Genomic DNA, 13,024 nt, shown 5'->3' on the forward strand with positions numbered 1-13,024 from the left:
CGATGACCTCCGGCCCGTACTTCGACCAGGTGCACACCGGCCAGGTGTTCACCGGGGCGCCGTCGATGACGCTCACCGCGGGGCTGGCCGCGGTGCACCAGAGCATCCTGGGTGACCGGCTGCGGCTGCCGCTGGACGCCGAGCTGTCCGCCGCGGTGACCGGCTTGCCCGCGCCGCTGGCGCATCCGGGGCTGGTGTGCGACGTCGCGATCGGCCAGTCGACGCTGGCCACCCAGCACGTCAAGGCGAACCTGTTCTATCGCGGGCTGCAGTTCTTCCGCTTCCCGGCGATCGGCGACACGCTGTTCACCCGGACCGAGGTCGTGGGGCTGAAGAAGAACTCGGCCAAGCCGGGCCGCGCGCCCACCGGGCTGATGGCCTTGCGGATCACCACCATCGACCAGGCCGACCGGCTGATCCTCGACTTCTACCGCTGTGCGATGCTGCCGCTGAGCGCGGATGCCGATCCCGACGGGTCCAACCACGCCGACGACCTTTCGGCCATCGGTGCCGACCTCGCGCCACCGCCGTCGGCCGCCGCGGATTGGAACGGCGGGGCGTTCCGCCAGCGGGTCACCGGACCGCACTTCGACGACGGGCTGGCCGGCTCGGTGCTGCACAGCAGCGCCGACGTGGTCAGCAGCGCACCCGAATTGGCCCGCCTCACCCTGAATCTTGCCGGTGTGCACCATGATTCACGCATCGGTGGACGACGTCTGGTCTACGGCGGCCACACCATCGGCCTGGCGCTGGCACAGGCCAGCAAGCTGCTACCCAATCTGGCGACCGTGCTGGGCTGGCAGTCCTGCGACCACACCGGACCGGTGTACGAAGAAGACACCCTCTACAGCGAACTGCACATCGAGTCCGCCGAACAGGCCGACGACGGCGGAGTGCTCGGATTGCGGTCACTGGTCTACGCAGTCGGCGGCCAACCCGACGAGCCCCGGCAAGTCCTCGACTGGCGTTTCACCGCGCTGCATTTCTGATGCTGGACGAAGCCCGCCGCGTCGCCGCCGACATCGGCGGGCTTCTCGGTGTGGACGTCGACGCCGCGGTCACCGTGGCGGGGCGGGCGGCCATCATGAATCTTGGTCCGCCGTGCCGGATTTCGGCCGGTGGTGCGACCAGGCTGGTACGCAGCGCCGACGGGTGGTGCGCGGTGGCGCTGCCGCGCGACGACGACATCGCCGCGCTGCCCGCGCTCATCGAAGTCGACGGCGTCGTCGATCCATGGGCCGAGCTCACGAGTTGGGCGGCACAGCGTTCCAGCCAGGACGTGACTGCCCGTACCCGACTGCTCGACATCGCGGCGTCCGAGCTGGGCGAAGCATCCCCTGCGCCACCGACGGTCCGGAAGTGTGGCGCCGAGGTCGGGCCGCGGCGCGCCGAGGGCCTGCTGGTAGTGGATCTGTCGTCACTGTGGGCGGGCCCGCTGTGCGGTCAACTCCTCGCCCGGGCGGGTGCGCACGTCGTCAAGGTCGAGAGCCCCCGTCGCCCGGATGGCACCCGGCGCGGCGAGCCGGCGTTCTTCGACTGGATGAATGCCGGAAAGCTCTCCTACGCGGTCGATTTCGACACGGATGCGGATGCGTTGCGCCGCCTGCTGGCCGTCGCCGACATCGTCATCGAGGGCTCACGCCCGGCGGCGCTTCGACGACGCGCCTTGAGTGCCGACGATGTGGTAGCGCGACCGGGCCGAATCTGGTTGCGCATTTACGGCTACCGTGACCAACCGGACCGGCCGGCCTTCGGGGACGACGCGGCGGTCGCGGGTGGGCTGGTCGGCTCGTCTCTCCAGGGCCCGGCGTTCTTCGGCGACGCGATCGCCGACCCGCTCAGTGGGCTGGAAGCGGCGCGCGCGGTCGGGGAGTCACTGCGCCGCGGTGGCGGCGAAGTGATCGACGTGGCGATGGCGCAGGTGGCTGCCCGCTACGCGACGGTGCCGCGCGGGGCCGCCCCGACGGCCGACCGCCCCGAGACCTCACCCGCATCGCCACTGGGTGCCGACAACGCCGCGGTCGAGCGCCTGGTCGCCGAGAGAGCCGGTGCCACATGCTGATTCAACGGGCGCGAACGCTGGACGGGGTGACGGTCGACATCAGGGTGGGCGAGTGCATCGACGAGGTCGCCGAGTCGCTGAGCCCGCAGCCCGGCGAGGATGTGTTCGACGCCGCGGGCGGAGCTGTGCTGCCCGGCCTGCACGACCATCACGTACACCTGTACTCGGCGGCTGCCGCGGCGACGTCGATCCGGGTGGGTCCGCCGCAGGTGCGCGACCGCGACCAGCTGGCGGCGGCTCTGGCATCGGCCGGCGCGGACGAAACCGGCTGGGTCCGCGCGGTGGCCTACCACGACTCGGTCGCCGGAGCGCTGGACCGCGACGCCTTGGATGCCCTGGCTCCGACGACGCCGGTGCGCATCCAGCATCGCAGCGGCGTGCTGTGGATGCTCAACTCCGCCGGCTTGCAACGCATCGGCCTGGCCGACCACCCCGACGGACGGTTACGCAGCACCGACTCCTGGGCCGAAGCGTTGGGCCGCAGCGAGGCCAGTCTGTCCGACCTTAGCGAACGGCTGAGCAGCTACGGTGTCACCGGAATCACCGACGCCACACCGGACCTGGCGATCGCCGACGTCATGCAGCTGTCCGAGCTGCACCGGCACGGTGAGCTTCGTCAGCGGGTGCACTGCCTGGCCCCCGGCAAACGCATCCTGCACGACGACGATCTGGACCTCGAGCAGTTGGCGGGCTGGATCGCCGCGATACACCGCGACGACCATCCGGTCGCGATCCACTGTGTCACCGCAGCGCAGTTGCTGGTGACGATGGCGGCACTCCGCGAAACCGGTTCTCATCCCGGTGACCGCATCGAGCATGCGGCCGTCGTACCGCAGGACAGTCTGGCCGACCTGGCAGAGCTCGGCGTGACCGTGGTGACCCAGCCCAATTTCGTTGCCGAGCGCGGAGATCAATACCTCGACGAGGTGCCCGTCGCCGAACACGACCAGCTCTGGCGGCTGGCGTCGTTGCTCGATGCCGGTGTGCCGGTGGCGCTGTCGACCGACATGCCCTTCGGCGACGGCGACCCGTGGGCGACCGTGCGCGCAGCGGTGAACCGCAGGACGCCCAGCGGCGATGTTCTGGGTGGACGCGAATGTGTCTCGGCCAGAACGGCTTTGACGATGTTCCTGGGCGGCGCCGAGCAGCCCACCCGGCCGCGGCTCGTCGAGCCCGGTGAACCCGGTGACCTGTGCGTGCTGGCGCTGCCGCCGGAGACCGCGCTCGTCGAGTTGGACGTCGAGATGGTCACCGCGACGATTGTCGGTGGCGAAATCATCTACACCCGAGGCTGACTCAGGAGATATCGCCGATCAGGTAGCGCTGCAAAGTGGGTGCTACCGCGTTGACCAGGGTGTCGACGTCCATCGAGTGAATCGGCTCGACCCGCACCCCGTAGCGCATGATGCCCAGGCCGACCACCGCCGAGGCGCACAGCGAGGCACGGAACGTGATCTGGTCGGCGCCCAACGCCTTGAGCAGTGGGTTGAAAACCGGACCGATGAACAGGCCCTGCGCGATATCGACCGTTTTGGCTAGTCCTGCCGTGGCAATCGCGCTGGCCGCGAATGGCCCGCCACCGGTGGCATCCCAGGTGGTGATCAGCATCTGCAGAGTCCGCCGCCCGGCTTGGTCCACGCCGCCACGGACGATCTTGTCGATGAAATCACGGGTGCCGAAAGGCAGATGAAGCCTGCGTGCAACCGGGTCGAGAATTCCGCGTAACGGGTTTTCGCGCGGGGCCACGCTGCCAGGATGGCACGGGCCGGGTCAGTGCGGCAAGTCCCGGAACGGTGTGTTCTTGTACGGCTCAGGCTCTTTCGGCAGGCCCAGCACTCGTTCGCCGACGATGTTGCGCTGAATCTGATCGGTGCCGCCGCCGATCGAGGTGAAGTAGGCGTTCAAGGTCCGGAACGTCACGGCGTCGCCGATGGGATTCTCCGGGCCGGTCAACATCGCTTCGGCGCCGACGATTTCAGTCTCGACGCGCGCCGTCTCGTGCAGAATCCGCGACATCGCGATCTTGCCGAGCGCCATCAGGGTCGCCGACTCGACGCGATCGGTGGCGGCCTTCGACCGCTGGGTGTTCCACCGGTTGACCGCGGCCAGCGCGTCGACGCGGGCGATCTGCTGGCGAATGTAGGGATCGTCCAACCGACCCGCATCGCGCGCCAATTCGACCAGCAGATGCCCTTTTTCATCCCGCGGCCGCTTGGCGTCTTTCGCGGTGCGGGCGATGTCGGCCATGAAGCGGCGCTCGTAGGCCAGGGCGGTCTGCAGTACCGACCAGCCGGCGTTCAACTCGCCGACCAGGTTGGTCGCCGGGACGCGGGCGTCTTCGATGAAGACTTCGTTGAACTCCGATTCGCCGGTGATCTGGTGAATCGGCCGGACCTCGACGCCGGGCTGACGCATCGGCAGCATGAAAAAGCTGATGCCCTGGTGCTTCGGCACGGTCCAGTCGGTGCGGGCGACGAGCATGCCGTAGTCGGCGGTGGTGGCGAACGACGTCCACACCTTCTGGCCGTTGATCACCCAGTCGTCGCCGTCACGCTCGGCCCGGGTGCGCACACCGGCCAGATCCGAACCCGCACCGGGCTCGCTGTAGAGCAGGCACCATTTGCTCTCACCGCGGATCGACGGCGGAATGAGTCGTTGCTTCTGCTCCTCGGTTCCCAGGTCGTGCAAGGTGCATGCGAACAGGTTCCCACGGTCGTGCCCACAGCCGTGGGCCCCGACAGCGGCGAACTCTGCTGCCACCAAACGAGATTGGGCATCCGTCAGGCCACGACCGTAGAACGCCGGCTCCCAGCTGGGTGTCGCCCACCCGGCGTCCACCACGATGTGGGCCCAGGTGCCACGATCGAGATCGGGATTCCAGTTGCCCGCCAACCACTCTCGGACCTCGACCCGCAACTCATCGTCTGTCATGCGCCGCTCCTTCTCATCGCTTCGCTCTGCATCGTCGCCGGCGCGGTCTGTCATGAAAGCTCACGCTCCGATCTGTTGCAGGTAGCGCTCTCGGTGCCAGGACGCGCCGCCGAGCAGCTGGGCGTCACTGCGGGCGCGGCGCAGATACAGGTGCGCCGGATGTTCCCAGGTGAACCCGATTCCCCCGTGCACCTGAATGCTGGTCGCCGCCACGAACACGAACGCATCCGAGCAATACGCCTGCGCCAGAGCGAGATCGGCGAGACGGGACGGTGCTTGCGACGCAAAGGCCGCGACGGCGAAGCGTGCCGCCGACACCGTCGATTCCGCCTCCAGCAGCATGTCCGCGCACATGTGCTTGACGGCCTGGAAGCTGCCGATCGCGCGACCGAACTGGTATCGGGTCTTCGCGTATTCGGTGGCCATCTCGACCACGCGACGGGCGCCGCCGGCCTGCTCGCTGATCAGCGCCAGCGCCGCCCGGTCCAGCGCCGCGTCGAACACCTCGACACCGGTGCCCGGCCGGCCGACCAACCGGGCCGGGGTGTCGACGAACTGCAGGCGGCACTGCTTGCGTGTCGGGTCGACGGTGGTCAGCGGCGTCACGGTCAAACCGGGTGCGCCCGCATCGACCGCGAACACGCTCGGGCCCGCATCCGTGGCGGCCAGCACGTAGACCAGTTGCGCCGACAGTCCGTCGAGGACGAAGTGCTTGTATCCGGTGAGGTGCCAGGCGCCGCCGATCAATCCGGCGGACGTGGCGATCGGATCCGGTAACCGGGCCGAACCGTCTTCGGCGAACGCAGCGGTCGCGATCAGGTCACCCGCGGCGATCCGCGGCAGCACCGCGTCGCACTCGGCGGCATCGCGCGTCTCGGCGAGCAGGCCGGGCACCAGCACCGCGGTCGACAAGAACGGGCTGACCAGCAGCGCCCGGCCCATCTCCTCCATCACGATGCCCATATCGGCCGGGCCGGCTCCGGCTCCACCGTGCTTCTCGTCGATCAGCAGACCGGTTAGTCCCATGGCCGCAAGTTCGCGCCACACCGCCGGGTCGAGCCCCGTCTCGGTCGCCATCTGCGCGCGCACCTGCGCCTCGCTGGAATGACGGGTCATCAGGTCGGCGACCGCGCCGCGCAACGCACGCTGTTCGTCACTCACCGCGAAAGAGGGCGCGCCGATCGCCATCAGCGTGCGACGGCCAGAGCGGATCGCAGACTCGCACATTGACTGGCGAAAAACGATCTGGACACAGCCGCTTTCGGCACCACGAGGTCGAAACCGTGAAACGCGCCAGGGATCGTCTCGATCTGGCACGGCACACCCGCAGCGGTGAGCCGGGCGGCATAGGCGACATCTTCGTCGTGGAACAAGTCGTGGGTGCCAACGCCGATCCAGGCCGGGGGCAGCCCGCTGAGGTCCTCGTGACGGGCCGGCACCGCAACCGTGGGGTCGGCGTTGCCGAGGTAGGCCGCCCATCCGAAGCGATTGCTCTTCGGTCCCCAGAGCCGGTAGTTCGGGTTCTCCGGGGTCGATCCGCTGCGGTCGTCGAGCATCGGGTAGGCCAGCAGCTGCAGGACCGGCGTCACCTCGGCCCGGTCCCGCGCCAGCAACGCCAGGGCAGCCGCCAGGCCGCCGCCGGCGCTGGCCCCGCCGATCGCAATGCGCGCGGGGTCGACCGCGGGCAGCGCAGCCAGCCAGGTCAGCGCCGCGTAGCAGTCCTCCAGCGGGGCGGGGTAGGGGTGCTCGGGCGCCAACCGGTAGTCCACGGATGCGACCGTGACGCCGAGCTCGCGGGCGAATCGGCGGCACAGTTCGTCGTCCTGTTGCGCGGTGCCGATGACGTAGCCACCGCCGTGAATCCACAGCAGCGCCGGCCCGGGCTGGCCGGCGGCGGCCGGCCGGTGGAGCCGCACTCCGACACCGGAGCCCAGGATGAGTGCCTCGACGTCGCGACTCGCACCGCCGCGCTTGACCGCCGGCGAAAGTCGGCGAATCAGCTTCAACGACCTGGGGCCGACCAGCGCGCGCGGCGCGAAGCGAGCGACTTTGCGGAGGTCGGGGTGGAATTCTGGGCTCGGCATCGATCCAGTATCGCCAACGCCGACCAACTGCCGGTATCCGGACTACTCGACCGGCGTCCTACGGACGCAACTGCTCTGTTCCGATAGGTCAAACAAGCTGTAGCTCTTGTTAATTGAAGATTCCCGGATCTGAAGGTCAGTGATCTAGGCGCGAAGTTTCCGTCGGGAGAATCGTCTGATCGGGATCCCGGTGCGTGGCAGCGATGAAGTCGTCGAGGATGTCGATCACCGCTTTCGGGGACTCGACGTGCGGAAAGTGCCCGACGCCGGCCAGCACCTCGAGTCGGCTACCCGGCACAGCCTCGTGCGCGGCGTATCCGTGCGAGACGGGAATGATCCGGTCCTGGTCACCCCAGATCAGCAAGGTGGGCAAGCCATAACTGATGTGGATCTTGCCGAGCGCGCTGACCGCCTGCCCGCGGTAATCGACCACCGACCGCAACGTTCGCAGAAATGCCTGGCGAGTCGGCCGATCTGACAGCGTGCAGTAGGCGCTCCACATCTCGCTCGCGCGAGGCGACTGGATTCCGGCCGACGTGAACCACGATCCCAGCCTGTTGCCGAGGTTCAACACCGGCTGAGGAGCGACGACCGGCAGCACGAACTCGGCGCCGGGTGCCGAGAGCAACCGCAGTATCCAGTTCAGGTCGGGGCCGAGGCCGCCGCTGCTGATGAGAACGAGGCGCTGGCAGTAGTCGCGATGTTGGTAGGTGAACTGCATGGCCACTCCGCCACCCAGGGACTGACCGATCACCGTTGCCCGGCTGATGCCCAGCTCGTCGAGCAGATCACGCAGCCACGCCGCGAAGGCTCCCAGCGAATAATCCCCGCGCGGTTTAGCCGATTCACCATGCCCGAGCAGGTCCGGGGCGACCACCCGATACTTCTTCGCCAATTCGGGGATCACCGCACGCCACGTCGCAGAGCTCCCCGCCATGCCGTGGATCAACAGCAGCGCCTCGCCGGTGCCTTCGTCTCGATAGGCAACGCGCTCACCGTGCAGATCGAGATAACGCATCTCGGTCACCTGAACCGGCCTCCGATCGCTGGGACGCTTCCACGCCAGCCGCTCCGCTGGCCTCAGCCTGACCCTAGTCCAACCTACGATAGCGTAGGTTACCGATCAGTAGCTTGCCGCCACCGGAAGCGCGGTTCGGTCCTGACCGACACCATCGCCGGCGCGCGACTCGCGACGCCACTGTCGTACCGCCGCGATGGCGGTCTTGAGGCCGCGACGACGTCCGGTCGCCGGGTCGGTCCCGCTGAAACCGGGCTCCAGTTCGGCGAACATCCGCTCGCTGCGGGTCTCCGGGGCGTCATCGGCGGTGTCGCGCAAGTAGCGGTCCGGTAGCGACAGTTTGGCGATGGTGCGCCACACTTTCGCGCATTGCACCAGGAATGAGCCTGTGGTGTAGGGCAAGTCGTACTTGCTGCACACCTCGCGCACTCTCAGAGACACCTCGTGCAGCCGATTGCTGGGCATATCGGGGTAGAGGTGGTGCTCGATCTGGTAGCACAGGTTGCCGCTCATGAAACGCATCGTCGGCCCGGCGGTGAAGTTGGCGCTACCCAACATCTGGCGCAGATACCACTGGCCGCGACTTTCGCTGACCGTGTCGGACAGAGCGAATTTCTCTGCGCCGTCGGGGAAGTGACCGCAGAAGATCACCGCGTCGGTCCACAGGTTGCGGATCACGTTGGCCACGATATTGGCCTTCAGCGTCGACGCGAACGTCGCCTTCGGTGACACTGAGGTCAGCAATGGGAACGCGGCGTAGTCCTTGGCCAGCTGCTTTCCTGCTTTGGTCGCGAATTCACGGACTCGTTGAACAGCCTGGTCGCCCTCGGGCCCGTCGTCGAGAACCTTCTCGAATTCCAAGGGCTGCAGGCCGATTCCCCACTCGAAGCCGAGTGCGAGGACGGTGTTGTAGAACAGGTTGCCGAGGTTGCGCAACTCCCAGGGCTGGTCGCGGGTGACCCTCAGGGTGCTGTAGCCGACATCGTCGTCCATGCCGAGGATGTTCGTGTACTTGTGATGCTGGAAGTTATGGGTGGCTATCCAGTGTTTCGAGGCCCCGCTGAGGTCCCACTCCCAGGTAGTGGAGTGAATCTCGGGGTCGTTCATCCAGTCCCATTGGCCGTGCATGACGTTGTGGCCGATTTCCATGTTCTCGACGATCTTGGCCACCCCGAGTGTTGCCGTGCCTGCCCACCACGCGGTTCGGCGTTTGCCCCACGCCAGCAACAGCCGGCCGGCTATCTCGAGGAAGCGTTGCGCGGCGATGGTGCGGTGGATGTAGCGTGCGTCGGATTCGCCGAGGCGCGCGTCGACATCCGACCTGATCGCGTCCAGCTCTGCGGCCAGGTTGTCGATGTCGGCATTGGTCAGGTGAGCGAAGGCCGCTACGTCGGTGATCGCCATGGTCGTGCTTCTTCTTTCTGCGTTGGTGTGTCGGGATTTCCGGCCGTGACCGCCGGCATCAAAGCGATAGGCACCCGGCTCGGCCGCTGATTGCTGGCCGAGCCGGGGGGTCTGTCACCCGATCGGCGGTAGTGGCAGCGGCCGCCGGCCGCGCGTCCCAGCCGTCCCGGCCCGGCCGGCAATGCGCCGTCGGGAAAGAGAACGATGAGACTACGGGTGCGGTCATGGCGGCTACCTGATCTTGGGATGCGGCAGGAACGCGGCGCGCCATTGCGTTGCGAGGCAAGAGATTCGGGGCGCCAAGAGCTGCTGGCGAATCGGTGTGAGCGGCGCGAGCGTGTGCTCCTCGAATCGGCGGCGTTACAGCCAGATTCACTCCGCAGCGGCTGGACGTTTCAGCACCTTCAAGGCTACACCTGCCGGAAGGTGAGCGGCTGGGGCGAATCGGTGCGGCCGTGCCACAGCTACCGTCATTCGCGTCGTCGGCGCGGATCACGTCGTACTCGAGAATTCAGCGGGATGTTGCCGGACTGCTGCTCAGCGCATCTTCTCCGGAATCGAGTTCAGCGCGTGCAGGACGTGTTCCGCCAACTCGGTGGCTTCCTCGTCCTTGAGCTTGGAATGGGACACGAGGGCGTCCCTGACCAGTTCGACACGATCGAAATACGGTGAACGAGACGTCGTGGGTGAAGCCATTGGATTTCCTTTTCAGTCGGGCATTTTCGCTCGCTATCGAGCTGCCCGTCATCGTTGACCGTACGCCATCGGATGTAGCCCGGTCGCCGGCGGTGAACGGGGCTCGATTTCGGATTTAACCGCCATACCAAGGGGTACGCTGCGCTCATGACGGCTACACCGGCGCCGCGTCCTGCTGGGCGCTCCCTGGCGTCGCACATCAAATGGCTGCTGCGAGCCGGTCCGAGCGACTATGCGCTGGCGGCCAGTGACGCCTTGGCCTCACTTCCTTTGATCGGGCGGCACCTGGAACCGCTTGGTGGAATCACCGCCATGGGCATCTGGGGCTACCGCCTGGCGCCCGAGTATCTGGCGGCGTCCAAGGGTCGGCGCACTCCGGACAGAGACGCGACACGAAGGGCCGACCGGGCGCAAACGCAAGCGGTCACCGACGCGGCGCTACGCGGCTTGCTCCCGGCCGCAGACCTGGACATTGTGTGGCCGGCCGCCGACCGGTTCCCTCCTTTCTGGAGGGCGCGACAGCACCGTCGATTCCTGCACCGTGCGTCCGTGAGGTACGGCAAGAAGCCGACGCAGTTGCTTGACGTGTGGCGCCGGAAAGATTTGCCGGATAGCCCGGCGCCAGTGCTGATCTTCGTGCCCGGTGGCGCCTGGGTACATGGCGGACGTCAACTTCAGGGTTACGCGTTGATGTCACATCTGGCCGAGATGGGCTGGGTCTGTTTGTCAGTCGAGTATCGGGCATCGCCGCACAACCGTTGGCCCGCGCACATCACCGACGTGAAGACCGCAATCGCTTGGGCCCGCGCGAACGTCGACAAATTCGGCGGCGACCGCGATTTCATTGCGGTTGCCGGTTGCTCGGCTGGCGGTCATCTCGCCGCTTTGGCGGGTCTGACCGCGAACGACCCTGACATGCAAACCGATTTGACGCCGGACTCGGATACGTCCGTCGACGCCGTGGTGGGCATATACGGCCGTTACGACTGGGAGGACCGGTCGACCCCGGAGCGGGAACAGTTCGTCGACTTTCTCGAACGAGTGGTGGTCAAGCGTCGAATCAGCCGCCACCCCGAGGTGTTTCGCAACGCGTCGCCGATCGCACGGCTGCACCCGGATGCTCCGCCGTTCTTGGTCATCCACGGCAGCGGCGACGGGGTCATCCCGGTCGCGCAGGCGCGAAGTTTCGTTGAACGACTGAGAGCCGTTTCCCGTTCGATGGTTGGCTACGTCGAATTGCCCGGTGCCGGACACGGTTTCGACATGATTGACGGCGCGCGAACCGGCGCTATGACCACTGCGGTCGGGCTGTTTTTGTCCCAGGTTTATCGCAACAGGATGATCGCGGCCAAAGACGCAATTTAGCGAACGCACGGTTGTAGGGTCCATTCATGAAGCGGCTGAGCGGGTGGGACGCGGTACTGCTCTACAGCGAAACACCCAACGTGCACATGCACACGCTCAAAGTCGCTGTGATCGAGTTGGCCGCCGATCGTCGCGATTTCGACATCGAAGCGTTCCGACGGGTGATCCACAGCCGGCTCTACATGCTGGAGCCGTTTTGCTATCAGCTCATTGACATCCCGCTCAAACTGCACCACCCGATGTGGCGGGAGAACTGCGACGTCGACCTCACCTATCACGTTCGGCCGTGGCAGCTGCCGGCGCCGGGTGGGCGCCGCGAGCTGGACGAGGCGATCGGTGAGATCGCCAGCACTCCGCTGGACCGTGACCACCCGTTGTGGGAGATGTACTTCGTCGAGGGTCTGGCCGACGATCGGATCGCCGTGGTCGGCAAGATCCACCACGCGCTCGCCGACGGGGTGGCTGCCGCAAATCTGCTTGCGCGCGGAATGGATCTGGTGCCCGGGCCGACGTCCGGCCAGATCGATTACGCGCCCGATCCGGCACCGTCGACCGGGCAACTGCTGCGTTCGGCCTTCGCCGACCACCTGCGCCACATCCGCCGGATTCCAGCGACGATCGGCTACACCGCCAAGGGTGTCAACCGGGTGAGGCGCAGTCCGCGCAAGCTCTCGCCGGAACTGACCCTCCCGTTCGCTGCGCCGCCGACCTTCATGAATCACCGGCTTACTCCTGAACGTCGTTTCGCCACAGCTACTTTGGCGTTCAGCGACGTGAAGGAGTGCAGCAAGGCCCTGGGTGTCACGATCAATGACATGGTGCTGGCGTTGTCGGCGGGCGCGCTTCGCAAACTGCGGTTGCAGCACGACGGTGAGTCCGACGATCCACTGGTGGCGTCAGTGCCGGTCAGCTTCGACCGTTCTCCGGACCGGATCTCGGGCAACTATTTCACCGGTATGATGGTCGGCCTGCCCGCCGACGTGGAGGATCCGCTGGAGCGCGTGCGCCGCTCGCACGAATACGCCAACTCCGCCAAGGAAAGTCAGCAACTGCTCGGACCTGAGCTGGTCACCCGCTGGGCCGCGTATTTTCCGCCCGCGCCGGTGGAATCCTTCTTTCGGCGGTTAGCCGCCAGCACCGAGCGGAACAAGCTGATGAATCTGAATGTCTCGAACGTACCCGGCCCGCGCGAACACGGACGCGTCGGCGGCGCACTGGTCACCGAGATCTACTCAGTCGGACCTCTGACCGCCGGTACCGGTGTGAACATCACCGTGTGGAGTTACGTTGACCAGCTGAATGTCTCGGTCCTCGCCGACAGGGCCACCCTCGACGATCCGCACCAAATCACTGCCGCGATGGTCGAGGAGCTCAGCGAGATTCGGCGCGCTGCAGGTCTATCGGAGGAACTGACGGTGGTGGAAGAGGCTCTGGCGCAGGCCTGATTCTCATCCGTCAGTCCAG

Annotated in this window: 12 protein-coding genes; 5 read left to right on the forward strand and 7 right to left on the reverse strand. The window is 66.7% G+C overall.

The annotated features are described in order from the left end of the window. Nucleotides 1-2 precede the first annotated feature (2 nt). From CYU59_RS25375 to CYU59_RS25385, 3 genes are read left to right on the forward strand one after another with little or no spacing between them, the layout of a single operon-like run. Complete coding sequence (locus CYU59_RS25375) at nt 3-989, forward strand: MaoC family dehydratase (protein ID WP_293004047.1); 987 nt, start codon at nt 3-5, stop codon at nt 987-989. Next, entirely contained in the window at nt 989-2,062 is a 1,074-nt protein-coding gene (locus CYU59_RS25380; protein ID WP_293004048.1) for a CoA transferase, read from the forward strand. Before CYU59_RS25375 ends, CYU59_RS25380 begins: the two co-directional genes overlap by 1 nt. After that, nucleotides 2,056-3,357 carry an amidohydrolase family protein gene (locus CYU59_RS25385; protein ID WP_293004049.1) on the forward strand — a complete coding sequence of 434 codons (1,302 nt, stop codon included), beginning with the start codon at nt 2,056-2,058 and terminating at the stop codon, nt 3,355-3,357. Before CYU59_RS25380 ends, CYU59_RS25385 begins: the two co-directional genes overlap by 7 nt. 1 nt (nt 3,358) lies before the next feature. Here CYU59_RS25385 and CYU59_RS25390 read toward each other — a convergent pair whose 3' ends face one another. From CYU59_RS25390 to CYU59_RS25420, 7 genes are all read right to left on the reverse strand, one after another. After that, on the reverse strand, nt 3,359-3,808 hold the full coding sequence (locus tag CYU59_RS25390; RefSeq protein WP_293004050.1) for a hypothetical protein: 450 nt from the start codon (nt 3,806-3,808) through the stop codon (nt 3,359-3,361). A 24-nt stretch (nt 3,809-3,832) separates the two neighbouring features. Further along, nucleotides 3,833-4,993 (reverse strand): acyl-CoA dehydrogenase family protein, encoded by a 1,161-nt coding sequence (locus CYU59_RS25395; RefSeq protein WP_363115303.1) that lies wholly within the window; start codon nt 4,991-4,993, stop codon nt 3,833-3,835. Nucleotides 4,994-5,053: 60 nt separating this feature from the next. After that, nucleotides 5,054-6,154 (reverse strand): acyl-CoA dehydrogenase family protein, encoded by a 1,101-nt coding sequence (locus CYU59_RS25400; protein WP_293004052.1) that lies wholly within the window; start codon nt 6,152-6,154, stop codon nt 5,054-5,056. A 26-nt stretch (nt 6,155-6,180) separates the two neighbouring features. Next, a complete protein-coding gene (locus CYU59_RS25405) occupies nt 6,181-7,077 on the reverse strand; it encodes an alpha/beta hydrolase (protein ID WP_293004053.1) in 897 nt (298 codons plus the stop codon). Between the two features lie 136 nt (nt 7,078-7,213). Beyond that, the gene (locus tag CYU59_RS25410; protein WP_293004054.1) at nt 7,214-8,095 is read right to left on the reverse strand and encodes an alpha/beta fold hydrolase; all 882 of its coding nucleotides are present in this window, start codon (nt 8,093-8,095) and stop codon (nt 7,214-7,216) included. A 105-nt stretch (nt 8,096-8,200) separates the two neighbouring features. After that, entirely contained in the window at nt 8,201-9,499 is a 1,299-nt protein-coding gene (locus CYU59_RS25415) for a fatty acid desaturase (protein WP_293004055.1), read from the reverse strand. A gap of 537 nt (nt 9,500-10,036) precedes the next feature. Beyond that, nucleotides 10,037-10,195 (reverse strand): DUF6307 family protein, encoded by a 159-nt coding sequence (locus tag CYU59_RS25420; RefSeq protein ID WP_293004056.1) that lies wholly within the window; start codon nt 10,193-10,195, stop codon nt 10,037-10,039. Nucleotides 10,196-10,342: 147 nt separating this feature from the next. Between CYU59_RS25420 and CYU59_RS25425 the strand changes: the two genes are divergently transcribed. Further along, a complete protein-coding gene (locus CYU59_RS25425; RefSeq protein WP_293004057.1) occupies nt 10,343-11,560 on the forward strand; it encodes an alpha/beta hydrolase in 1,218 nt (405 codons plus the stop codon). 26 nt (nt 11,561-11,586) lie between these two features. Next, nucleotides 11,587-13,005, forward strand: coding sequence for a wax ester/triacylglycerol synthase family O-acyltransferase (locus CYU59_RS25430; protein WP_293004058.1), 1,419 nt, complete (start codon nt 11,587-11,589; stop codon nt 13,003-13,005). The last annotated feature ends 19 nt before the right edge of the window (nt 13,006-13,024 follow it).

Origin of the sequence: Mycobacterium sp., assembly GCF_002863225.1 — a bacterium.
Lineage (GTDB): Bacteria > Actinomycetota > Actinomycetes > Mycobacteriales > Mycobacteriaceae > Mycobacterium.